Genomic DNA, 23,751 nt, shown 5'->3' with positions numbered 1-23,751 from the left:
TAAGACAGGAACGATTCGCTAATGGATCAACACACACCTATCGACTATCGCCTCTTGGTAGACAACTTAACTACTGCGATTTTACTAATCGATAGTAACTTTAATATTTTTTATTTAAATTCTGCTTGTGAAGCACTTTTTGACATTAGTTTGCTTCGCGCTTCTGGACAACCGGTTTTAAATTTACTTCATGCCCCTGATGATACTTTTAATACACATGAAGCGTTACTCAATACTCTAAAAACAGGACAGCCTTATACACGTCGTGAAGCTGTAATTAATGTCAACTTTAAAGACTTACATGTTGATTATACGGTTTCACAGTTAAATGCAGGCAAAAGCTACCACCCGCTCTTACTTATTGAGCTAAATCCAATTGATCGGATGTTGAAAATTTCTAAAGAAGAAAACCTAATTCAACAACATCAGGTGGCTAGACAATTGGTTAGAGGTGTGGCTCATGAGATTAAAAATCCTCTGGCTGGTATCAGGGGTGCAACTCAGTTACTTGCTCGTAGTTTAAATGATGAGAGTTATGCTGAATTTACAGATGTCATTATTAATGAGGTGGACCGTCTCACCAATTTAGCAGACACTATGCTAGGTTCAAGACAACTGCCGAGTTATGAAAACGTAAATGTGCATGAACCTTTGGAACGTGTACGCTCTTTAATCGCAAATCAAACCAAGAAAAAAATCAAAATTACGCGTGACTATGATTTATCTTTACCGGATGTAAAAGCCGATCGAGATCAACTTATCCAAGTCATGCTCAATATTAGTGTGAATGCAATTCAAGCCATCACAGAAAATAAATCTTTTTTTATAGATCAAGAGCCTGAATTAATTTTACGTACCCGAATTCAACGTCTAGTCACTATTAATGGTGTACTCAATCGCTCTGCGGTACGAGTCGATATTGAGGACAATGGACCGGGTATTCCTGAAAGCATTTTAGAGTCTGTGTTTTATCCTTTGGTTACAGGACGAGCAAAAGGCACAGGCCTTGGCCTGAGTATTGCACAGAACATCATGCATCAACATAACGGAATGATTGAATGCCAATCAGTTCCTGGAAAAACAATGTTTAGCTTATATTTACCTTGGGAGTCAGACCGTGTCGCGAAATAAAATATGGGTTATTGATGACGATCGCGCCATGCGATGGGTACTTGAAAAGACCTTTAAAGAAGAAGGATTTGACGTCACCAATTTTGAAGAAGCTCAAACAGCACTCGAACGTTTACATCATGATGCGCCGGATGTCATCTTAACTGACATCCGTATGCCAGGCATTGATGGGTTAACTTTCTTATCTAAAGTAAAAAATTCTCATCCCGATTTGCCTGTGATCATTATGACAGCGCATTCGGACTTAGAGTCTGCTGTATCTAGCTATCAAACTGGTGCATTTGAGTATTTACCAAAACCGTTTGATATTGATGAAGCTTTAGCTTTAGTCAATCGAGCAATTTTACATATCAATAAATTGCAGCAACAAGAGGCTACAAAAACTGCTTCTCCGCTACAATCGACAGAAATTATTGGTGAATCTCCAGCTATGCAAGAGGTTTTCCGAGCAATTGGCCGCCTATCTCAGTCGCATATTACCGTTTTAATTAATGGTGAGTCAGGAACAGGTAAAGAATTAGTTGCACATGCTTTACATAAGCATTCACCACGCAGAGCCAAACCATTTATTGCTCTAAACATGGCAGCAATTCCGAAAGACTTAATCGAAACAGAATTATTTGGCCATGAAAAAGGTGCTTTTACTGGCGCGAATACTCAACATCAAGGTCGCTTTGAACAAGCCAATGGTGGCACTCTCTTCCTTGATGAAATTGGTGACATGCCATTTGAAACACAGACGCGATTACTACGTGTACTCGCAGATGGTGAGTTTTACCGCGTTGGCGGGCATATCCCTGTTAAAGTTGATGTGCGGATCGTAGCGGCAACACATCAAGATTTAGAAAAATTGGTAAATGAAGGTCGCTTCCGTGAAGACTTATACCACCGTCTAAATGTAATTCGTATTCATATTCCTAAGCTTGCACATCGAAGTGAAGATATTCCGATGTTAGCTCAACATTTCTTGGCTCGTGCTGGTAAAGAGTTAGGCGTAAGTCCAAAGATTTTACGTACCGAGACAACTGACTATATGCAGCAATTACCATGGCCCGGTAATGTTCGTCAGCTTGAAAATACCTGCCGCTGGTTAACCGTCATGATTACTGGCCGTGAGGTTTACCCAGAAGATTTACCTTCAGAACTTAAACAAGTTCCACTCCAAAAAAATAGTGAAGCTAGCCAACCTGCTCCATCTTTTGAGCGTATTTCTTTACATCATTGGGATGAGCTACTAAGTCAATGGGCAATTCAAAAACTCAAAAATGGTGAAATGAAGATTTTGGATATTGCTACACCAATGTTTGAGCGCACTTTAATTAATGCTGCACTACAGCAAACTCGTGGACGCAAACGTCATGCAGCCGAGCTATTAGGTTGGGGTCGCAACACCCTAACCCGAAAGTTAAAAGAACTAGGCATGGATTCTGCTGATGACGATGATGAGGATGAACACAAAGTAACTTTGTCTGAAGCTTAATAATCATTCGTAAAAGAAAAAGCGACTAAATCCATTAGTCGCTTTTTCTTTATCTTGATTTACATTGAAAAGACATGGTTAAACTAAAATGTGAACATACAGTTACATCATTAGAAATCTCAAAAATAAAACATAACCATTTATATTTTAATATATTTTTTCATTCTTACATTTACTTTACTGTTTACCCAATGACCTAAAAATATAGCGATGACCATCGTTAAAGATAGTTTTGCTATACTAGATAAGCAGTCTTAATCGTCGTTATTAAATTTTATGCATGATCCAGTCCTCGAGTCACATCATCCTATATGTGATAAACCTCAAACACGCCGTGGTATCGAACGTCGTTTAGCACTATTGTTAAGCGCAACCGAGCTGTTTTTGGAAAAAGGATATGATGCTGTTTCTTTAGATGACATCGTCAATCATGCAGGCGGCTCCAAGGCCTCTATTTATAAATATTTTGGTAATAAAGAAGGACTTTTTACCGCTATTTGTGACTATAAACGTGAAATGTTCTTTAAAGATGTTTGTATTCCATTTCAGCCAGAGAAAAGTACTTTAAGAGAGTACCTAGTTCAAACACTTAATCGTGTTTATGTTCATATTATTCAACCTGAACATATTGCGTTTTTAAGACTTATTATCGAACAGACCGAATGTAATACGGTCCTCATACAATACCTATATGACAAATGGGTACATAATCTACAAAACACACTTACTCAAGCATTAGAATTTGCGGATAAATCAGGAGAAATTACATGTCCTTCTCCTTATCATTCTTCACTCATGTATTTTGGGATTTTACGCGATATTGAATGGCGTATGATTATGGGCATGCCTGCCCTACCAAATGAGAAAGAAGCTTTTGATTATATTGAATATTGTGTAGATATTTTTTTAAAAGGCCACCATAAAGTCTAATTCTTTTGCATTTTGAAATGCTTATAGTATAGTAGACTTCTTTTTTCCCACATCCACCCAGCCAACAACAGATAATTGTTGTATTTAAAAGACAATTATTATGGAGTAGCTACATGGCTTTAAGACATTTCCTGACTTTACGTGATCTATCTACATTAGAACTCAACCGCGTCTTACAGCGCGCAAGCGAACTAAAAAAAATGCAACAGAGCAATAAGGTATATCAACCTTTTGTTGGTAAAGTATTAGGAATGATTTTTGAAAAATCGAGCACACGTACTCGTATTTCTTTTGAAGCCGGTATTAATCAATTTGGTGGTAGTGCTATCTTTTTATCGCCTCGTGATACACAGCTAGGCCGTGGTGAACCAATTGAAGACTCAGCACGCGTTATTTCAAGCATGCTTGATATTGTGATGATTCGTACTTTTGGTCATGACATTGTTGAACGTTTTGCATCTTACTCAAAAGTTCCTGTGATTAATGGCCTAACTGATGACCACCACCCTTGTCAGCTACTCGCAGATTTACAAACTTACATTGAACATCGCGGTAGTATCGAAGGTAAAACCGTAGCGTGGATTGGTGATGGCAATAATATGTGTAACTCATATATTGAAGCTGCACATTTAATGGGTTTTAAATTAAAAATTGCTTCGCCAAAGGGTTTTGAGCCTAAACCTGAATTTTTAGCAGAGTTTGGACATTGTGTTGAGCTTTTTGATAATGCTGAAGATGCGGCTGTAAATGCTGACCTTATCGTTACAGACGTATGGGCAAGCATGGGACAAGAAGAAGAACAAAAATTACGTAAGAATGCATTTGCAGCTTTTCAAGTCAATGAAAAACTGATGAGCCTTGCACATCCTGATTGTTTGTTTATGCATTGTTTGCCAGCACATCGCGGTGAAGAAATTTCAGAAACCATGCTTGATCATAAAAACTCAGTTGTATGGGATGAAGCTGAAAACCGTCTCCATGCGCAAAAAGCTTTAATGGAATTTTTATTGAATGAAAATTTGAAAAAAGCTTAATCTCGATATAAAAACAGCATCTTCAAGGTGCTGTTTTTTTTATTTCTATATAACTCTTATTTTTCTTGTTTATTTTTTAAAATTTTTCACGATGTTGCTGAATATATAAACAGTCTATATTTCAACTACACTCTAGAATCGTGTATAACATTCTACACAATAAGCCAAGCCTACTCTTGTAGAGTGCGATTATGACAACCCTTGAAGAATCACTATCTCAAATCCCTGCATTTTCAATTATTCATGAACATTTATTTAGTTCAGCACAACCTTCCGTTGAACAGCTCAAACTTATTAAAGAGTATGGCTGTAGTACCGTTATCAATTTAGCTTTGACAAACTCACCGAATTGTATTGAAAATGAAGATCAGGTTTGTCTTGAGCATGGTTTAAATTACATTCATATTCCAATTGACTGGGAAACACCGTCTTCTGACCAATGCTTATTGGTTTTAGATTTAATTGATCATTTAGTTCAAAATGAAATTGTTTGGCTACATTGTGCCAAAAATAAACGTGTAAGTTGTCTTATGTATGTCTACAGACAATTTTATATGAATATGGACATGCCAACTTCTCAAGATTTACTGCACGAAATATGGGAACCCAATGAAACTTGGACAGGATTGATCCACAGTATTACCTTACAGCTACAAGGCCGTAAGGCTACCTTAGAACTTCAGCAGTCTTTGCAACAAACTGATGATTTAGTTTAATTAGAGATTAATACCGTTGCTGTTGCTAAAATTCCTTCTTGGCGACCAGTAAACCCGAGTTTTTCGGTAGTGGTCGCTTTGATGCTAATTTGATTTAAATCTACATTCAAAACATCTGCAATGCTTTGTCGCATCTCTAAATTATGTTTCGCTAGTTTAGGACGTTCACAAGCTACCGTAATATCGGCATTATTCAAACGATAACCACGATCTAAGATTAACTGATAAACGTGTTTTAGCAGTACACGGCTATCCGCTCCTTTAAACTCTGGATCGGTATCTGGAAAATGCTGACCAATATCGCCAAGCGCCAGTGCACCGAGTAAAGCATCACATAACGCATGTAACACGACATCACCATCAGAATGTGCTTTCAAGCCATGCGTATGTGGAATCTGAACGCCAGCTAAAGTTACGAAGTTACCCTCTTCAAAGGCATGCACATCCATTCCTTGTCCAATACGAATTTGAGCAACCATATCAACTCTTCCCTTCTATAAAAACTTAAGAAATCTTGTATTCAGCTGTTGTGTTTCGCTATAGTACACTTAGCAAAGTAGACTGAAAGTATAAGCGATCATGCCGTCGAATACTGATATGAATCAATTGAAAAGATTAAGTTTTGTCGTGACATTGAGTTGTTTATGCTCATCGCTTGTTTTTGCGGAATCTATCGACTGCTCTAAATCCAAAACAGAGCTCAAAATCTGTTCAAAAACCTTTAGTGAAGCACGTAAGCAACTCAACAATAAATATCTGTCTGCATACCTAGTCACAGATGCACCATTAAAACTTTTACAAGATACACAGACTTTGTGGTTTAGACATACACAACAATGTAAAACCAATTCATGCTTTCAACAGCAGTTTGATGTACGTGGGGATGACTTAAATTTCTATGCATCACTTAAACAAACCCTAACGCAGCATTATCTTAAATTTGAAAACGGACATATTGCTTCCCAACCTGTTCATTTACAAATTCATCAACTTGCTAAAGATAAAATCAAAATTGAAGGCTTAGCATACCGCAATCCAAATAACCGAAAAGATGCTCAAACTATTTCATTGATGGCTTACAGCTCTCCTGAGCAGAAAAGTGAAATTTTAGATAATGAGCATCACTGTAAATACAAGTTTGATTTTCAAAAGGCTTTACTTGTTGTGAAAACCCAGCAGAAAGGTTGCGAACGATTTACGGGTGTTTATCGCCTATATGATTAATTGATATAAAACAAAAAAGCCAGTGCATTTACACTGGCTTTTCTTTTTTAAGTTGGATATTTTTGCAGAATATCTTGACTCACCAAAACAGCTGTCGCCGCTGACAAAGTCCAACCTAAATGACCATGTCCAGTATTATAAAAAACTCGTGGCTGCTTAGACTGTTTTACGACTGGTAACATATTAGGCATCATTGGTCTTAAACCTGCCCAAGGCACAACATGCTCAGTTGAAATGTCAAAATTACGGTTCACCCAATTCACTAGAGGTTGAATACGATCCGCTCGAATGTCTCGATTATAGCCGTTAAACTCAGCTGTACCTGCGATACGTAAACGATCTTGGCCCAAACGAGACGTTACAATTTTGGCGCTTTCATCAAGTAAACTCACCCATGGTGCATTTTTAATGCTTTTTTCGTCTTTCAATTGGACAGTAATTGAATAGCCTTTAACTGGATAAACATTTACACGCTCACCAACCATATCAGCCAACTGATAACTTCCGACACCACCACAAACAACCAGAACATCACCTTCTAATTGAAAGCTATCTGATTGAGAAAGATGAGGATGTTCAGCACTTGGCTGACAATTCAGCACTATTTTATCTGTATGACACTTAATATCAGTAACTTCTAAACCAAACTTATACTGCACCCCATATTGTTTAGTCTTTTCAGCTAAAGAAGTTGAATACTTATGAATGTCTCCAGTTGCATCACTTGGGGTGTAATAACCACCAAAGTAATCACCAGTTAAAGATGGCTCGATTGACTTCATTTCTTCCGGTGAAACTGAATAACGCTCCAAAGTACCTTTGTTTAAGACGTCATTCACTTGTTTAGCAATGTCATAATCAGCCTTGCTGTGGTACATATGAAGAATACCGCGTTTCTCCAAATCAAATTGAAGCTGCTCTTTTTCAGCGACTTCAAACAGGCGCTTACGCGCGAGCAATGCTAAGCGAACGGTTTCTATGGTATTAGCCTCATAGTTTTTAATATGAGATAGAAACTCAACTAACCAGCTATATTTGTGCAAACTAAATGAAGGGTTAAGTAATAGAGGAGCATCTTTTTGCCTCATCCATTTAAAACCTTTTATAACGGTCGCTTTCTGGTTCCAGACTTCTGCATTACAAGCAGATAATTGCCCTCCATTTGCAAATGATGTTTCCATAGCTGGATAAAGATGGCGATCAATCACTGTGACTTGGTAACCTAATTGAGATAATTCATAGGCTGAAGTAACCCCGGTGATTCCTGCACCAATCACAATAACATGTGGCATAACAGACTCCTCTGAAATGCAAAAACATTTCATCAGTACAGCCCATCTGTCATTTGTACCTGAGAGTTTCGACCTAAATACTACCTTTTAGTATTTCGATCTTCCCCTTCGGTGAGTTTATGACTTATAAGTTTTTATTCTTCATCTTATAAATCTTAAGCTTCTCTCCAGATTTTTTAATTATTACAGTCCCTTTTGCCTGAGAGTTTCCGGGCTTGTTGCTCCTTCGGCGGGTTCCTAAGAACCTCTCTCCCGCAATAATTTTGTATTTATATAAGCAATGTATCTGCCACTTTTAAAAAAACGCATTCTTTTCTTGTAAACTTTTGTACAGCAATCTAATTAAATAGAAATGTATTTGATTTAATTATAAAAAAAGGTGAATTATTTAAATTCACCTTTTGCAATTTATTAGAGCTTTCCTTCGAGCACTTGGTCAGAAACTAGACCTTTCCATTGCTCTCGCAATGTTGGTAAATAAAACTTCTCACCAATTGTGACCAATTCAGCATCAATCAATGCATGAATTTCGTGCATAAAAATATAATCCAACGCAACTAAAGAAAGCTGATGATTTTTTTGTGCTACTTTTTTACGTTTCACTTGAGCTTGTTTAATGAGCTCATTTGCAAAATTTTTATCTTTATATGTAGTGATTGCATTTAAACGAAGCTCAATAACACCCCAACCCGCCAACAATTTTTTGAAAATTTCAAAGTCTTTTGTTGTTGATTCCCAAGTTACGTTTTCCAGATCATTATCTTCTGGCAAAACAGGTAATAGTAAATCACCAGTACTTGGAAAAATCTTTTTAAGATTTAACAGAAATTTAACAGGCTGATCACTTGGGTAATCATTAAACTGCACATGTTGTTGAGTATCTGTTAAATAAATCGAGAGCATTCAAAAAATCCTTAGCTAAGCAACTGTTTATTATGTATTTAATTTCAATATCGCAAAATAAATGCAAATTAAAAACAATACAAAAACAGGATAAGGTGGGCATTTTAACAATTATGGCAGCTTATTCAACTCTAAGTTGGTTTGATTAAGATATATAAGAAAAATTAAATTCAAGAAACTTTGCAAACAACGCTTATATAAATCAATTGCTCAAAAAATGAGTGAGTATTAAATATACTAAAACTCAGCTTCTTATTAAGATTTAATGTTACAATACAGTGATTTACTCAATTTCATCTGGCTCTCAAAGAAATGAATAGATCACAGTTAATTTTATTAATTTTAAGTATTACTACTTTTTCTTCTTCTGTATTTTCTGAAACGATGACTTCCCCAATTAAGCAAGAATTTTATGAACAAGAATCGAATCGCCATAGAAGTATGCTTGAAGTAAATAATAATTCAAATCATAAGTTTAGCGAATCACAACACAATCCTTTTCACTCCGATTCACGCAAGCAAAAAGTAGATTTTTTTGAAATTGCCAAGCAATACCAAGAAGATAAACCTAAAAATACCTATTCCCACTCTCCTGACCCGACAGTAAATATGAGCAATCATGATCGAAGTCTCTACTATATTAGAAATCATGATGATATAGGTCTTAAAAGGGATATTCGTATTCAACAATATAGATCATTAAAACAACAATACGATAAAGGGGTTATTTCCAATGATGAATACAAAGAGAAAGTTTACAAAATTTTAAAATAAGCTTTTATATATTTTGAAGCCTTCTTTTAGTCGAGGGCTTCTATAATAGTTTTGATATAGATTGTTAAAAATCTTTAAATAACAAAGATTCATAGTAAATAAGCAATAAAAATTAAACAGTTTTAACTGCTAAAAGAAGCCAGACTATTCAAATCTTCTCTACACATAAAGGAGAGATCAATGAAGATCCGCGCTTCACGTACCTATTCAACGTATTCAAATCATTACTTTATTTCGAAAGAATATGAATGCAGCGTTATTCCACTAAAAGGAATGTGCTTTACCGACCTTGGTTTGACCGAAAATGGTGTAATCGCACCTATAGAAATTACAGAGGTGACCATAGATCCAGCCTCTAATTCATATCATGTTCTTTTAGCAAAAGACGCGCACGAATATACGAAAGAAGAACTAAAAAGAAAATTTGAAGAAATGAAAGCAAATGGTTGGGAATATATAGAAGATCTACTAGCGTAGTTTTTATTTTCGACCTATACGTTAGAGCACATGTGAACAACTCTAGATTTAAGGTGTAAACATAATAGCCATCAGTAGTACTGTACATTCAGTACAAATGATACTGCTGATGGCTATATAGACCGCTTATTTACTATTTGGCGAAACCATTTTTTCAGGTTTAACGACTTCATCAAATTGTTCTGCTGTTACTAAACCTAGCTCAACAGCCACTTGTTTTAAAGTCTTATTCTCTTTATAAGCAGTTTTCGCTACTTTTGCAGAGTTTTCATAACCAATAACTGGATTCAATGCAGTAACTAACATGAGAGAGTTATGCAAAAAGTGATCAATTTTATCGCGATTAGGCTCAATTCCAACCGCACAGTGATCATTAAAACTATTGCATGCATCGCCAAGAAGCTGAATAGATTGCAATAAATTATAAGCAATCACTGGCATAAATACGTTTAACTCGAAGTTACCCGAAGCACCAGCGACATTAATAGTGGTATCGTTGCCAAGCACTTGTGCAACCACCATAGTCATTGCTTCACTTTGAGTTGGGTTCACTTTACCCGGCATAATACTTGAGCCTGGTTCATTTTCAGGAATGCGAATTTCACCAAAACCACAGCGTGGGCCACTTGCCAACCAACGAATATCGTTAGCAATCTTATTTAAGCTTACTGCTAAAGTTTTTAATGCGCCTGATGCAAAAACAGCAGCGTCACGCCCTGCAAGTGCTTCAAATTTATTAGGAGCGGTAACAAATGGCAAACCTGTTAAAGTTGCAAGCTGAGCTGCGGCCTTAACAGCATAGTCAGGATGAGCATTTAACCCAGTTCCTACTGCTGTACCACCCAATGGCAACTCATACAAACCAGTTAAGGCTTGTTGTAAGCGCACTAAACCATGCTCAAGCTGAGAAACATAACCGCTAAATTCTTGGCCTAAGGTTAATGGTGTGGCATCTTGCAAATGAGTACGGCCAATTTTAACAATATCTTGAAATTCATCGGACTTCTTCTGCAAAGTCGCTTTAAGCTGTTCCACAGCTGGAATCAGTAATTCATTGATTTGCAAACTTGCCGCAACATGAATAGCCGTTGGAAATGAGTCATTAGTAGATTGTGCACGATTGACATGATCATTTGGATGTACTGGTTTTTGTGCACCCAGTGCTTCGCCTAATTTTTGGTTGGCAATATTGGCAATCACTTCATTACAGTTCATGTTGCTTTGCGTACCAGAACCTGTTTGCCAAACTACGAGTGGGAACTGTGAATCCCATTTTCCTGCAATCACTTCTTCGGCAGCTCCCACAATGTATTGACTTAAATCTTGTGGTAACTGTCCTAACTCGGCATTGGTCATTGCTGCTGCTTTTTTTACCAATCCCATCGCTCGAATCATGGCACGGGGTAAACGCTCCTGCCCGATTTTGAAGTTCTGTAAGCTACGTTGGGTTTGTGCTCCCCACAGTGCTTCATTTGGAACTTCAATTTCACCCATAGTGTCATGTTCAATTCGTGTTTGCATAGAAACCTCGGTTATCTGGTTAAAGAACTCACGGGCTGAAGCAATTTTTGCTTTGGCTAGTTAATTTTAGTATCGTACTCAAGCATTCCATTATTGTAAATAAGAATCATTATCTCATCTTCCATTTAATGTATTTTGATAGAATCTCCACTCATCTTCAATCATTTGCTTTAAAGTTCGTTTTGGATCCCACTGTAATAAAGTTTTTGCTTTTCCTATATTTGCACCAAGTTGAGCCAACTCTTCATGCTTATAAATTGCCGATTGTGTCGGAATTTCAGCTTGGGTCACTTGTGAAATTTCATCCAATAACTGACGAATTGAATGTACTTGGTCATGTGCAATATTAAATGCTTCACAGCAATGGGTTTGATCACGTAGCCATAGTAGAGTTGCACTTACCGCGTCACATACATCTAACACATGTAGAAAGCTACGTTCCACGGTATGGTCTTCGGTCGAAACCTGATCTTGTAATTCAATTAAATCACGCTGCATCGCTGCCACTTGCAGTGCAAGCGGTACAATATTTTTAGGGAGCTGCGCAACATACTCACCTAATACACCATGCTCAAAGGCACCTACAATATTTGATAGGCGTAAGATCGCAATTTTCCATTCATGATCAATTTTATGAGTATCTCTAATGATTTCTTCAATCATCTGTTGAGATTTGATATATGGATTAGGATAACCGTAGTTGAAATCTTCTGTTTCGCTTAACTGCAAACCAGATTTTCCATAGACTGCCAAGCTAGATAAATGAATGAAATGACGAACACCTGTACGTTGCATCGCACGCAATAGGCTCATAATGCAACTGACATTATCGTTGTAATATTCGAGCGGTTTTAAATTAGACTCTTCAATAGATTTAAAACCAGCTGTGTGAATGACTGCATCGATTGAGTACTGTTCAAATACTTTGTTCAATGCAGGTGTATTACGTACATCAAGTTTAACAAACGGAACGTACATACCAGAGATGTATTCTAACCGCTCAAGCGTTTGCAAGGTCGAGTTAGCCAAATTATCGACAATAACCACTTCTTGGCCTTGAGCCAACAGACTCAATGCAATGTGTGAACCGATAAAGCCTAAACCACCTGTCACTAAAATCATTGTATACTTACCTTTCTCTTAATGTATCTACGCCCATTTAGACGTATGACCATAGTGAATTCTCAATGAGTACATTACTACTAATAACCTCTGCTCCTACTTCAATCGATGCTTGGCATGCACTGGGCCTTGCTCAGGCACTCAAAAGTAAAAATGAAGACTTTCGTGTATTCTTTTACCAAGATGGCGTTCAAGTTGCGAATGACTTTCAGTGGGTTCCTGACGACCAGCGTAATTTAACGCATGAATGGCAAAAGCTCGCGATCCGACTTCCTGTTTGCGTTAGCGCTGCTCTTGCACGCGGGATTACCGATGCAGAAAATGCGAGTCGCCATCAACTTAGTCATCACAACCTAGCGAGCAACTTTGAGTTGGTTGGACTAGGTGAACTTGCTGATGCAGTACAGTCAGCCTCTCGTCTTCTTCAATTCTAAGTTACTTTGTTAACTTAGATTGTTGCTTTTAAAAGGTATATTGTGTGAAAACTGTACTCGTTATTTTGACCCAAGCCAATCTAACCAGCCTACAAGTCAATGAAAGCCTCGCCGCTACTATGGTTTTAGCAACCTTTGGCTCACCAGTCAAAGTATTATTGAAAGATGCAGCTCTTAGCCTCTTACAAAATGAACATAACTTTGACCAGTTGCAGCATGCTTTTAAAATTGCTTCAAACATGGTGGATAGCTTTGAGTTTTATGACTTAAGTCCAATTCTTGTTGAGATCAAAAATAAACAGCATCCTTTTGTTCAAAACAGTGAGCAGGAGCTAGAGTTTGTTCAGTTAGATACTGAACTCATTCAATCTTTCGATCATGTCTTATATTGGTAGATAAAGGTGTAAATTTAATGACGCAATCAACACTTTATCTGGTGCAAGCTTCTTATCACCATACCCCTCGTATTATTGAAGAACTTGAAAAGCTTTTTCATCAAGACGATCAGATTGTTTTTATGGGCGATTCAACCGCACAGCTTTCCGTAGACATTTGTCAGCAGTTTGGCTCAGTTTCTTGTTTGGCTCATGAAAAAGATTTAATTGATGCAGAAACCTTGGCTCACGTTAAGGTATTAAACTATGACCAGTTTGCAGATCTGGTTTTACAATTTAATCGATGCATTTCTTTGAAATAATAGTGTTAGGCTCATTTTTATGAATTTAGAATTAGATCAAGATGGTCATTTAGTCGACTATACGATTTGGAATCCCGAAGTCGCACAGGAACTCGCCAAATCTCTCGATCTTGAATTAACAGATTGGCATTTTGAAGTTTTAGCTGCGGTTCGCCAATTTTATCAACAATTTGGGCACTCTCCTGCAACACGCCCTCTGATTAAGTTTTTAATGAAAACCGTCAGTCCTGATATCAATAATGCTGTTTTACAGCAAAAATTTAATACTGGTTTAGTTGCACGCCATCTCAGTCGTTTGGCAGGCATTCCTAAACCAGCAAATTGTTTATAAATTTTTATGCGAACTTTTTAGCGGCAGCGACAGATAAAATTGTTACTGCCGTTACCATTAACATCGACCAACTTACATGTTCATGTAATAAAAGTGCGGCGATCGCGAGTCCCATTAATGGTTGTAAAAGTTGTAGCTGGCTAATTGCAGCAATACCGCCTTGAGCAAGACCTTTGTACCAGAAAAAGAACCCTATAAGCATACTAAATAAAGATACGTAAACCAGTCCTGCTATTGCTGATATAGATACATCTTGGAAAGAAACAGGCATGTAAAAAATAGTAGCAAACAGCATAATCGGTAAAGCTAAAATAAGCGCCCAACAGATCACCTGCCATCCACCTATTTTTTTCGAAAGTACTCCACCTTCTGCATAGCCAAATCCACATAGAATAATTGCAATCAACATATATAAATCGCCGATGCCAAAAGATGCTTCACCCGACAAAAAGAACATGTAGGTAAAGACAACCAAACTGCCTAAAATTGCAAATATCCAAAAAAATAGATTTGGCTTTTCTCCACCTCTTACAACAGCGAATATAGCAGTAGCGAGCGGCAAAAGACTCACAAAGACAATTGAATGTGCTGCATTCATATATTGCAAAGCAAGCGCCGTAAATAATGGAAAACCCACCACAACACCTAAAGCAACTATTGCGAGTGGCCACCAATCTTGCTTAGCTGGTCTTTTTTCTTTAAGCAAAAAGATAAGAGTTAAACCTAAAACGCCCGCAATAACTGCTCTTGCCGCCGTTAGAAAACCAGGATCAAAACCAGTGACCGCAACACGGGTAGCAGGCAGTGAACCTGCAAAAATTGCAACCCCTATAAAACCGTTCACCCAACCATTCATAAACTTTTGCATATTATTCTCCGCAACTATACGAAGAATTTAAGCTGTGATATGGTGTTAAAACCAGATACAAAGCAGTACAATTTTAAAAAACTGTTATGTATAAATAAGCAGTACAGTTAGAGATAATTAACGTGAACCAGTCAAAAACAAAAATCGAGTTTGTTATTTCACAGATTGAACAACAAATTAAAAATCGTTCTTTAACACCAGGCTCCCGTTTACCTTCTGTACGCAAGCTAGCAAACGATTTAGGTTTTTCAGTTTCTACTATTGTTGAAGCTTATGAACGGTTAATTGCTGTAGGTAAAATTGAATCTCGTAGTGGCTCCGGTTTTTATGTTGTGGGGCCGCTTGCCCCTTTAGCTTTGAGTGAATTAGGCCCTAAATTAGATCGCTCTATCGATCCATTATGGATTTCACGTCAGTCATTGGAAGCAAAACCTGATGCTTTTAAACCCGGTTGTGGCTGGTTACCAAATGACTGGATGCCGCTTGAAAGTATCCGCAAAGCGTTAAGATCTGCGATCCGTAACGAAGATGATAACTTAATGGGCTATTCGTCACCTTTAGGACTGCCAGCATTAAGAGATTTACTCGCTAGACGAGCACAAAGTAAAGGTATAGAAGCAAACTTGAACCAAGTTCTTTTAACCGATTCTGGTACTCAAGCAATTGATCTGGTTTGTCGTTTCTTACTTAAACCAGATGATGTAGTTCTGATTGATGACCCCTGCTACTTTAATTTTCATGCTCTACTTAAAGTTCATCAAGTTAAAGTTATTGGCATTCCCTATACACCAAACGGACCAGACCTAGAGGCATTTAAAGAAGCAATTGAGACCTATAATCCGCGGCTTTATATTACAAACTCTGGAATACACAACCCAACTGGTGCAACACTCTCACTTTCGATCGCTCATCAATTATTAAAACTCATTGAGCAGTCTAATTTGATTGTGATTGAAGACGATATATTTTCAGATTTTGAACATACTTCAGCGCCACGGCTTGCGGCCCTAGACAACCTTTCACGCGTGATTTTTATTGGAAGTTTCTCTAAAACGCTCTCTGCCTCTATTCGCTGCGGCTACATTATTGCGAAACCAGAATGGATAGATCAAATTACCGATTTAAAAATTGCTACCAGCTTTTCTCACAATGGACTCTCAGCCAAAATATTACATACAGCTTTAACCGATGGTTCATACCGTAAGCATCTAGATGTGTTAAAAGTTCGTTTAGCTCAAGCCATGCAAGAAACAATAGCAAAGCTTAAATCGATTGGAATAGAACCGTGGATTGAACCAAAGGCTGGAATTTTTGTGTGGTGTCGTTTACCCGAAGGAATAGATGCAGCAAAGATTGCTCAGTTTTGCCTGAATCGAGAAGTGATTCTTGCTCCGGGTAATGCCTTTAGCCGATCAAAATTGGCAGGCCAATTTATTCGTTTTAATATTACCCAGTCAAACCATGATTATATTTATAAGACTCTTACAGAAGCACTTCAACAAGAGTCTTTAAACAAAGAACTTTAAGCCTGTTTTTGCTTTTGTTCCATATAAGCAAAGTAGCCTGGTCCAGCCGAAACTTGAACTTGTTTTGCATGTAAAGGTTCACGGCAGACTGAACATACCATGACTGGTTCAAATTTATGACCACAAGCTTTATGACGATATTCCAAAGGTTTACCTAAACCTTGATCCATCCATTTATCTGCCCAATTCGCCATAGATAATATAATTGGATAAAGCTCAAACCCTTTATCAGTGAGACGATATTCAAAACGTTCCTGACGGTCAAAATAAGGAGCTTTGACTAAAATTTCGTATTCAACCAAACGCTTTAAACGATCCGACAGCACATGACGAGTGACACCTAGTGATTTTTGAAAATCATCAAAACGGCGAATTCCCATAAAAGCATTACGTAATATTAGCATCGTCCACCGATCACCAATTACTGATAGCATACGGGCAACAGAACAAGGCTGATCACCGATGTCATCCCATTTCATCTTTATGCTTACCTCAATATAGAACTGGCCTACTTGCCTTATTATTTATACCCTAAACCACTTAATATGTTATATGCAATATTCAGCTTAAAAATAAGTTTTTAATGTACTTATGACGCCTATTTTTTAAATAACCATGAATAGAAATACTTATAAAATATGATTAACTTATAAGTATAAATTAATCATATTCAATTTATTTATAGGCTAATTTGAAATAAAGATTCCTTTTAATAAAGTACCTGACTCTAGTTTTGTACTCGCAGGAATACGAACTAGACAATTGGCTTGCATAAGGTTACTCAGCATATGAGACTGCTGCTTAGCCAAACTTTTTACTCTAAGTTGTCCTGCATCAAAATAAGAATACATTCGTAAAAAACGCTCACGTGCATCTTCTTTTAAATCATGCTCTAAAATTGCGGTAAACCATTCTGGTCCGTGTCTATTACCCTGTAATGCATCAAGCAAAGATTTACCGTAAACTTGCATTGCCACATATACCGCAGCCGGATTGCCCGGTAAGCCTAGCAAATAGCAAGAATGGCTAGCTTGTGAATTATGATATTCGGCAAAGAATAAAGGTTTACCCGGTTTTTGTTTAACTTTCCAAAATATTTGTTCAAACCCAACTTCGAAAGCACATGGTCGAACAAAGTCATAATCACCTACTGATACTCCGCCAGTCGTTATAACTACATCATGGCTGTCTTTTAGCTGGTTAAAGTATTGGGTGACCTGTTCAGCTTTATCTGCAACATGAATGAGTTCGATATCTAAACCATAATCTTCAAACCAAGCTTTTAGTAATGGACCATTTGCATCAAAGACTTTTCCATCGATTAAATCATCTGCCGTTTGAGCAACTTCATCACCTGTGACTAGTACTGCAACTTTTGGTCTACGATAAACAGTAAGCTCTTGCACTCCCGCCATACTTAAAGCAGCCAAGCTTCCAATATTTAGAAACTGTCCTACTTGAGCGAGCAACTGCCCTTGCTGAATTTCTTCACCAGTAAAACGAATATCGGCTTGAGGGCGTATATGCTCCGTTAAACAAATTTCTTGAGCCGAAATAACCGATACAATTTCTTGCCGAGCTACATGTGTTGTTCCTTCAGGAATTTTGCCACCTGTAAATATACGAATCGCTTGACCTTCACTTAGGATGTCATGGCTCTCGCTTCCGGCACGAATCTCACCTGTGACTTGGAACTTTTGATTATTTAAGTCTTCTGCATGGCTACAAAGTGCATAACCGTCTACTGCACTTTGAGAAAAGCTAGGTAGATTAATTTCAGAGTAAATATCTTTAGCAAGATAGCTACTTAGGCTATTTGTTAGAGTCTTTTGAATAGAGTTTAAGTCTTTAGGCTTATTAATCACTAAATCTAGCGCTTCATCTATACTGATTAATCCACGCTCAGCACCACAACCTGACATTATTCATAGCCTCCCGGATGCGGTAAATCACGGCAAACATCAAAAATATGGACTAAGGCAGGTAAAATAGCAGCCATTGATTCGCTTGCTCCACCACGGCTTCCCGGTAACGTCACCACTAACGAACGGTCAATAAACCCTGCTACTCCGCGTGACATAGCAGCATATGGGGTGCGTTTTTGTCCAAATGAGCGAGCAGCTTCCATTAAGCCATCTAATTTACGTTCTAAAAGAGGCTCCAGCGTATCAACCGTAATATCACGCTTACCAATTCCTGTTCCACCCACCGTCATAATACAAGCATACGATTTGGTGAGTTCTAGAACCAATTCTTTGAGATCATCTGCTTCATCGGGCAAAATTTGGTAATGGATCGGATCAAACCCAGCTTCAGTTAAAGTTTCAACTACAGATTTTCCGGCCGTATCCGGCTTTCTACCCGCTGCTACGGTATCTGACAATACAATAACCGCAGCCGAAACAGGCTGACGCAATACCCGTTTAAAATGGGATTTTCCGCCTTTTTTCTTAAGTAGTTTACATTGATCCATCCAGAGTTCTTCTGGTTCACAATGAGGCTTTAACATATCGTAAATAGTTAAACCTGCGAGACTGGCAGCGGTTAAAGCTTCCATTTCTACGCCAGTTGGTCCAATGGTCTCAACGACCGTAATAATTTTTACAAAGTCATGTTCTAATTCATATTCAACATCTGCCCGATAAATCGGTAGCGGATGACATAATGGAATCAGCTCATCAGTTCGTTTTGCTGCCAAAATTCCTGCAACACGTGCTGTTTTTAATGCATCACCTTTTTCCGTGTTTCCTTGTCTTAATAGTTCAATACAGTGCGGGGGTGCATATAAAATGGCTTGTGCTTCGGCAACACGATAACTTTCCGGCTTCATTCCAACGTTTTTCATTATTTATCCTAGTCTTACTTATTTCAGTGTGAGTGCTCATGGCCAGCATGATGATGGTGATGTTTGTGGTCGTGTGGTGCATCCTTACGAATACAACAGCCCTCTACATAATGACTTGTGCCATCTGTAAAAAACTCTTCTTTAAAGACAGGTACTTCATGTTTTACCCGCTCAACAGCTTCCTCACATGCCTGAAAAGCTTCACGGCGATGGGCTGCATAAGCAATCGCAATAATGGCTGTTTCACCCACATCTAGATATCCAATCCGATGAACCACTCGCACATAAGATACCTGATACTTTTTCTCAATTTCTTGTTCAATTTCACGTATCATTTTTTCTGCAAGCGGTTTATACGACGTATATTTCAGCGCCTTTACCGCTTTACCTTCGTGATGATTACGAACCGTACCCATAAAAATATCAATACCACCACATTCAGGAAAAGACTGAATCGGATCAAAAGTATCCAAGCTTAAAGCCTGTTCTTGTATTCTTGCGAACTCTTTCATGACTCATCCTCCGGCAACGGGTGATAATAAAACCAAAGTGCATGGCTCACTTAAGACAGTTTGTCTGGTTATGACATTATCACCAATCGCACATGCACATTTTTCCATGGCTTTTGTAGATTCCGGATGTAATAAAACAATTTCATCTAATACATCTTTAACCAGACTATGGTTAGGGCAAACTAGCAAAAGATTTTCAGGAAGCAATTTTTCAATTGCACCAAATGCTTCGACTTTAATTTGGATAGATTGTTGCATTTATCCCCCAAGCATATGCATGCTGATTTTACGGGTTTGTTGATGTTGTAAGGCATGGAAACCTTTGGCTTTATGCCAGATATAAGGATCAACCAAATTCTTTAAATTTTGGATATACACACCATATTCCGGAGTATGTTGTTTGCTTACCAGCGTTTGAAGCTGAGGCTTAATATTTAAGCCTTGCGGCGCAAATAAACAGTTATATAGTTCGCCTTTTGCGGTAAGCCGTATACGGTCACATTGGTGGCAAAATGAATGCGTAATTGTGGAAATAATTCCTAAATGATAGCTACCGTTAATTAGATATTGACGCGCTGGCTCATGTTGCTGCTCGATGACTTGTACCGAATAATACGGTTGCAACACCTGTAAAATTTCAGCCTCACTTACCACATCTTTATTTGCCCAAAGTGCATCACCATCAAGCGGCATAAACTCGATAAAACGCAAAGGAATATGATGAGCAATTGACCATTTCACCATAGGTAAGATTTGATCATCATTTCTATCTTTCATTAACACGCAGTTAATTTTAAAAGGTAATCCTACTTCTTTTGCAGCTTGTATCCCCTCTAAAACAGGCTCCAATTTTTTCTTGGTCAACTCTTTAAACTGAACAGGATCTAAACTATCTAAACTAATGTTTAAATCATCTAATCCAGCGTCTTTTAGCTGCTTGGCATGTTTAGCAAGGTAATGACCATTGGTAGTCATCGATATACGTTTTAAACCTAAACTTTTTAAAGACTGTAGATCTCGAATGAAATGAACAATACCTTGTCGCATTAATGGTTCACCACCCGTAATGCGAATACTCTCGATACCTTGCTGCACCATAAAATGACAAAATTGAAAGAGCGCTTCAAAACTAAGCAAGTCTTGTTTATTTAACCATTCTGGATGCTCAGGCATGCAATATACACACTTAAAATTACAGCGATCAGTTACAGAAATTCGTAACTTACGCTTGATACGCCCATATTGATCTTGCAGAAGGCTTGGCGCATTTTCAGAGTGATATTGTTTCATCATTTGCACTCATATCGAGAACATTTCAAATCTTGCGAGCACCGATTATGAACAATCAAATACAAAAAATTGCATCTTAATAGTGCTTTGATCTTTAATTGCAAAATTTATTCCAGCTCTACTTATTTTCCATAATATTTAAATTTTTTATAGACTTTTCACGGCACTACCTTAAGAACAATTAAAAAATAAATCTCGAGTTAGCGCGGTAAAATCTATGTTTTACTTGATTCTATTTCTAACACTTTTCTAAACGGATGGGTACATATTTATGGTACGGCGTTTTCGACAATGGATCACAATGTTCAGCAGAAATAAGTAAGTTTAATTGTGGCCCAATTGGTTCACCATTTTGAAATCGCATACCATAGCCGTGTGGAAGTGATACGACACCTCTTCTCATCCCATCATCCAACTCAATAACTACCTGAATTTCTCCATGCGCTGAGATACATTTAAGCTGCCCTCCTGCATCTACATTTAAGTGTCTTGCATCTTCAGGATGAATACGCAGTGCACCTTCTGCATCTACTTTTCGCCAAGCAGGGTCACGGTAAATTTGGTTAGCGTTGTAGCTACGGCGTTCACCAGACAAAAGGATGAAAGGAAACTCTTCAACATTAACGTTATGGCTTTTCAATCTTGCGAGTTCACTTAACATCTCGGGAATTGCAAGACGTATTTTCTTATCTTTATAAGCTACCAGTTTCCAGACTTCATCATATTCATGTTGCGATAAAACCATACCTGAACGTTGCTTTAATATCTGCTCAAATAGTTTGACTCCTTGTGTTAACGGATTACCTTTATAACCTGCGCGGCGTACTGCTTTGGTATGTAAAGCAGCATATTGAATAGAGAGCGGCAATAAAAAAGCAACTGAATCTGCAGAATTGCCAAGTCGTTTGCCAAGAGTTCGATAAATGATAGAGGTAGCAAAAGGGATATATTTTTTATGGCGTGCCAAGGTAAGTCCTAGCGCCGACAAGTAGGGTAAATAGGCTGTTTTTTTCGAGTCGACCGCAGCTATTTTTTCTAGAATTGGAAAATTCTTCGGAATAGCATTCATTGCTTCCAGTAATCGAGTATAAATTTCGGCTTCCGGTAAAGTGTTTGCTTGAGCAGCCAATACGGGATGACGCAGATGAAAACCATTCTTAGGAAATTCCAAGTTAAAACCAGTAAATTCCCATTTTTCAAACTGAGTATGAGCAGGCAAAATATAGTCGGCGAGTCTCGCGGTTTCTGTCATCGCAACATCGACTACAACCAATAAATCTAATGCTTTAAAGGCTTTTTCATAGGCAGGTGTATCAGGGTAAGTTAATAGTGGATTACAACTATCTACAAACACAGCACGAATTCGCTTTTCCCCTGCTTTTAGGATTTCATCGGGTAAAATATTAGGCGGAAAAAACCCAGAGATCGGGAACATTTTATGATAAACGCTACGTCGATATTTTGGTTTTCTTTCATCTGTATCACTTAAAATTGGAATAAACATGGTATGTAAATTATTGGTACCCTGTTTTCCAAAGTTCCCTGTCAGTAAGTATAAAAGCTTTTCTAAATAACCATTTAATGTCGTATTCAAAGTATGTTGAATACCTAAATCGATACGTACACAGCCTCTTTTTGCCTTTGAAAAATCTTGAACAACCTGATAAATCAAATCGACAGGTACATCAGCTTTAGCAATATAGTCTTCAATCGGGACATGATTAAATGCAGCTTTTACTTCTTCAAACCCATGTGTATGGTGCTCAATAAATGCTGCATCATAAAGCTTTTCTTTAATAATGATCGCAATCATGGCCGACATTAAAAAAGCATCTGTTCCCGGTTTTAACTGCACGTGAATGTCTGCTTGTTTTGCCGTTTCGGTAACACGCGGATCGAACACCACCATGGTTCGATTCGGATCTTTCTTAATATGTTTTAGCGTGTCTCGTGCGTTGGGAATACCATGTGCCTGAAACGGATTCGTCCCAATAAAAAGAACATAATCGGCATATTCTACATCTTCTGTAGTATGGCAGGCCTGACTACCGAATAGGCGACCATTGAGCCAGAAATCACCTGTTTTTTCTTGGGCAAGTGAGTTGTATGCATAATAACTTTTCATGGCCAACAAAAGCTGTCGACCATACGCTGCACCCAAGTGGTTACCCTGACCACCGCCCCCAACAGAGGCAAAAGCTATACCTCCAAATTTATCTCTAATCTGAACTAATTGATCTGCAATTTCTTGTATAGCCACATCCCAACTAATTTCTTGAAATGAGCCATCTGGCTGGCGTTTTAAAGGCGTAGTCAAACGGTCTGCATGTTTCTGGTAATGCTGTAATCTTGCGGCTTTTTGGCAAATGTAACCTTGAGAAAATGGATGCTCAGGATTACCTTTAATTTTGACAAATTGGTTATCTTTAATTTCTACGCTCAAACCGCAGTTTCTTGAACATAAAATACATGCGGTCACATCTGTTTTACTTTGCTGAGCTGCGTCCATCATTTTTCTGGCTCCGTTTATTTTTATACATCTGGCTAGAATGAAAACCTCAAGTTCCAAAATAGAACTTAAATTCTAAACAGTCAATAACTCAAAATTTAAAAAATGATTTCAGGCTATCAATGTAAATTTTAA

The 23,751-nt window shown here is 37.9% G+C and carries 26 protein-coding genes and 1 riboswitch; of the genes, 13 read left to right on the top strand and 13 right to left on the bottom strand.

Going from position 1 to position 23,751, the window contains the following annotated elements:
* Positions 1 to 21: 21 nt before the first annotated feature.
* The 5 genes from glnL (at position 22) to ACH8JV_RS12375 (ending at position 5,291) form a co-directional block, all read left to right on the top strand.
* Positions 22 to 1,131 carry a nitrogen regulation protein NR(II) gene (glnL, locus tag ACH8JV_RS12395; RefSeq protein ID WP_002049598.1) on the top strand — a complete coding sequence of 370 codons (1,110 nt, stop codon included), beginning with the start codon at positions 22 to 24 and terminating at the stop codon, positions 1,129 to 1,131.
* Positions 1,118 to 2,611, top strand: a complete 1,494-nt coding sequence (glnG, locus tag ACH8JV_RS12390) for a nitrogen regulation protein NR(I) (RefSeq protein WP_004708399.1) — start codon at positions 1,118 to 1,120, stop codon at positions 2,609 to 2,611. Before glnL ends, glnG begins: the two co-directional genes overlap by 14 nt.
* 276 nt (positions 2,612 to 2,887) lie before the next feature.
* Complete coding sequence (locus tag ACH8JV_RS12385; protein ID WP_174735374.1) at positions 2,888 to 3,541, top strand: TetR/AcrR family transcriptional regulator; 654 nt, start codon at positions 2,888 to 2,890, stop codon at positions 3,539 to 3,541.
* A 113-nt stretch (positions 3,542 to 3,654) separates the two neighbouring features.
* Entirely contained in the window at positions 3,655 to 4,575 is a 921-nt protein-coding gene (argF, locus tag ACH8JV_RS12380) for an ornithine carbamoyltransferase (protein ID WP_002049620.1), read from the top strand.
* A gap of 191 nt (positions 4,576 to 4,766) precedes the next feature.
* Positions 4,767 to 5,291, top strand: a complete 525-nt coding sequence (locus tag ACH8JV_RS12375) for a protein tyrosine phosphatase family protein (protein ID WP_396521530.1) — start codon at positions 4,767 to 4,769, stop codon at positions 5,289 to 5,291.
* Here ACH8JV_RS12375 and ispF read toward each other — a convergent pair.
* Positions 5,288 to 5,770 (bottom strand): 2-C-methyl-D-erythritol 2,4-cyclodiphosphate synthase, encoded by a 483-nt coding sequence (ispF, locus tag ACH8JV_RS12370; protein ID WP_004701182.1) that lies wholly within the window; start codon positions 5,768 to 5,770, stop codon positions 5,288 to 5,290. The two genes, ACH8JV_RS12375 and ispF, sit on opposite strands and share 4 nt — an antisense overlap.
* A gap of 100 nt (positions 5,771 to 5,870) precedes the next feature.
* Between ispF and ACH8JV_RS12365 the strand changes: the two genes are divergently transcribed.
* Positions 5,871 to 6,515, top strand: coding sequence for a hypothetical protein (locus tag ACH8JV_RS12365; RefSeq protein ID WP_396463118.1), 645 nt, complete (start codon positions 5,871 to 5,873; stop codon positions 6,513 to 6,515).
* Between the two features lie 47 nt (positions 6,516 to 6,562).
* Here the strand turns inward: ACH8JV_RS12365 and ACH8JV_RS12360 are convergent, their stop codons facing one another.
* Together ACH8JV_RS12360 and ACH8JV_RS12355 are read right to left on the bottom strand one after the other, a co-directional pair.
* The gene (locus ACH8JV_RS12360; protein ID WP_396521528.1) at positions 6,563 to 7,807 is read right to left on the bottom strand and encodes a D-amino acid dehydrogenase; all 1,245 of its coding nucleotides are present in this window, start codon (positions 7,805 to 7,807) and stop codon (positions 6,563 to 6,565) included.
* A gap of 176 nt (positions 7,808 to 7,983) precedes the next feature.
* Positions 7,984 to 8,072, bottom strand: a riboswitch (glycine riboswitch).
* A gap of 146 nt (positions 8,073 to 8,218) precedes the next feature.
* Positions 8,219 to 8,710, bottom strand: a complete 492-nt coding sequence (locus ACH8JV_RS12355; protein ID WP_263613905.1) for a hypothetical protein — start codon at positions 8,708 to 8,710, stop codon at positions 8,219 to 8,221.
* Positions 8,711 to 9,022: 312 nt separating this feature from the next.
* On the opposite strand from ACH8JV_RS12355, the gene ACH8JV_RS12350 reads away from it, so the two are divergent.
* Positions 9,023 to 9,484 (top strand): hypothetical protein, encoded by a 462-nt coding sequence (locus tag ACH8JV_RS12350; RefSeq protein WP_396521526.1) that lies wholly within the window; start codon positions 9,023 to 9,025, stop codon positions 9,482 to 9,484.
* Positions 9,485 to 9,664: 180 nt separating this feature from the next.
* On the top strand, positions 9,665 to 9,961 hold the full coding sequence (locus ACH8JV_RS12345) for a hypothetical protein (protein ID WP_396521524.1): 297 nt from the start codon (positions 9,665 to 9,667) through the stop codon (positions 9,959 to 9,961).
* 126 nt (positions 9,962 to 10,087) lie between these two features.
* Here the strand turns inward: ACH8JV_RS12345 and fumC are convergent, their stop codons facing one another.
* Together fumC and galE are read right to left on the bottom strand one after the other, a co-directional pair.
* Positions 10,088 to 11,482 carry a class II fumarate hydratase gene (fumC, locus tag ACH8JV_RS12340; RefSeq protein ID WP_396521522.1) on the bottom strand — a complete coding sequence of 465 codons (1,395 nt, stop codon included), beginning with the start codon at positions 11,480 to 11,482 and terminating at the stop codon, positions 10,088 to 10,090.
* 114 nt (positions 11,483 to 11,596) lie between these two features.
* Positions 11,597 to 12,604, bottom strand: coding sequence for a UDP-glucose 4-epimerase GalE (galE, locus tag ACH8JV_RS12335; RefSeq protein WP_022575597.1), 1,008 nt, complete (start codon positions 12,602 to 12,604; stop codon positions 11,597 to 11,599).
* 65 nt (positions 12,605 to 12,669) lie between these two features.
* On the opposite strand from galE, the gene tusD reads away from it, so the two are divergent.
* From tusD to ACH8JV_RS12315, 4 genes are read left to right on the top strand one after another with little or no spacing between them, the layout of a single operon-like run.
* The gene (tusD, locus tag ACH8JV_RS12330; RefSeq protein WP_396521520.1) at positions 12,670 to 13,038 is read left to right on the top strand and encodes a sulfurtransferase complex subunit TusD; all 369 of its coding nucleotides are present in this window, start codon (positions 12,670 to 12,672) and stop codon (positions 13,036 to 13,038) included.
* A 44-nt stretch (positions 13,039 to 13,082) separates the two neighbouring features.
* On the top strand, positions 13,083 to 13,433 hold the full coding sequence (locus tag ACH8JV_RS12325) for a hypothetical protein (RefSeq protein WP_032048183.1): 351 nt from the start codon (positions 13,083 to 13,085) through the stop codon (positions 13,431 to 13,433).
* Between the two features lie 17 nt (positions 13,434 to 13,450).
* Positions 13,451 to 13,735, top strand: a complete 285-nt coding sequence (locus tag ACH8JV_RS12320) for a DsrH like protein (protein ID WP_174744930.1) — start codon at positions 13,451 to 13,453, stop codon at positions 13,733 to 13,735.
* 19 nt (positions 13,736 to 13,754) lie between these two features.
* Complete coding sequence (locus ACH8JV_RS12315; RefSeq protein WP_001047539.1) at positions 13,755 to 14,066, top strand: TusE/DsrC/DsvC family sulfur relay protein; 312 nt, start codon at positions 13,755 to 13,757, stop codon at positions 14,064 to 14,066.
* Positions 14,067 to 14,070: 4 nt separating this feature from the next.
* On the opposite strand, the gene ACH8JV_RS12310 is transcribed toward ACH8JV_RS12315, so the two are convergent.
* Complete coding sequence (locus ACH8JV_RS12310) at positions 14,071 to 14,934, bottom strand: DMT family transporter (protein WP_396521518.1); 864 nt, start codon at positions 14,932 to 14,934, stop codon at positions 14,071 to 14,073.
* 122 nt (positions 14,935 to 15,056) lie between these two features.
* On the opposite strand from ACH8JV_RS12310, the gene ACH8JV_RS12305 reads away from it, so the two are divergent.
* Positions 15,057 to 16,460, top strand: coding sequence for a PLP-dependent aminotransferase family protein (locus ACH8JV_RS12305; RefSeq protein WP_396521516.1), 1,404 nt, complete (start codon positions 15,057 to 15,059; stop codon positions 16,458 to 16,460).
* Here the strand turns inward: ACH8JV_RS12305 and ACH8JV_RS12300 are convergent.
* From ACH8JV_RS12300 to ACH8JV_RS12270, 7 genes are all read right to left on the bottom strand, one after another.
* A complete protein-coding gene (locus ACH8JV_RS12300) occupies positions 16,457 to 16,939 on the bottom strand; it encodes a helix-turn-helix domain-containing protein (protein ID WP_000870671.1) in 483 nt (160 codons plus the stop codon). The two genes, ACH8JV_RS12305 and ACH8JV_RS12300, sit on opposite strands and share 4 nt — an antisense overlap.
* Before the next feature lie 207 nt (positions 16,940 to 17,146).
* Entirely contained in the window at positions 17,147 to 18,382 is a 1,236-nt protein-coding gene (locus ACH8JV_RS12295; RefSeq protein WP_396521514.1) for a molybdopterin molybdotransferase MoeA, read from the bottom strand.
* A complete protein-coding gene (moaCB, locus tag ACH8JV_RS12290) occupies positions 18,382 to 19,305 on the bottom strand; it encodes a bifunctional molybdenum cofactor biosynthesis protein MoaC/MoaB (RefSeq protein WP_019458719.1) in 924 nt (307 codons plus the stop codon). Before moaCB ends, ACH8JV_RS12295 begins: the two co-directional genes overlap by 1 nt.
* Positions 19,306 to 19,328: 23 nt before the next feature.
* Positions 19,329 to 19,817, bottom strand: coding sequence for a molybdenum cofactor biosynthesis protein MoaE (locus ACH8JV_RS12285; RefSeq protein ID WP_396521512.1), 489 nt, complete (start codon positions 19,815 to 19,817; stop codon positions 19,329 to 19,331).
* Positions 19,818 to 19,820: 3 nt separating this feature from the next.
* Entirely contained in the window at positions 19,821 to 20,075 is a 255-nt protein-coding gene (locus tag ACH8JV_RS12280) for a MoaD/ThiS family protein (RefSeq protein ID WP_001187656.1), read from the bottom strand.
* Positions 20,076 to 21,116 (bottom strand): GTP 3',8-cyclase MoaA, encoded by a 1,041-nt coding sequence (gene moaA / locus ACH8JV_RS12275; RefSeq protein WP_396521510.1) that lies wholly within the window; start codon positions 21,114 to 21,116, stop codon positions 20,076 to 20,078. It abuts the gene before it with no gap.
* A gap of 229 nt (positions 21,117 to 21,345) precedes the next feature.
* Positions 21,346 to 23,619 carry a molybdopterin-dependent oxidoreductase gene (locus ACH8JV_RS12270; RefSeq protein ID WP_396521508.1) on the bottom strand — a complete coding sequence of 758 codons (2,274 nt, stop codon included), beginning with the start codon at positions 23,617 to 23,619 and terminating at the stop codon, positions 21,346 to 21,348.
* Positions 23,620 to 23,751 lie beyond the last annotated feature (132 nt).

The sequence above is a fragment of the Acinetobacter sp. ABJ_C5_2 genome (assembly GCF_044538485.1).
Taxonomy (GTDB): domain Bacteria; phylum Pseudomonadota; class Gammaproteobacteria; order Pseudomonadales; family Moraxellaceae; genus Acinetobacter; species Acinetobacter nosocomialis_A.
This window is presented reverse-complemented; position numbering and strand designations above follow the sequence as displayed.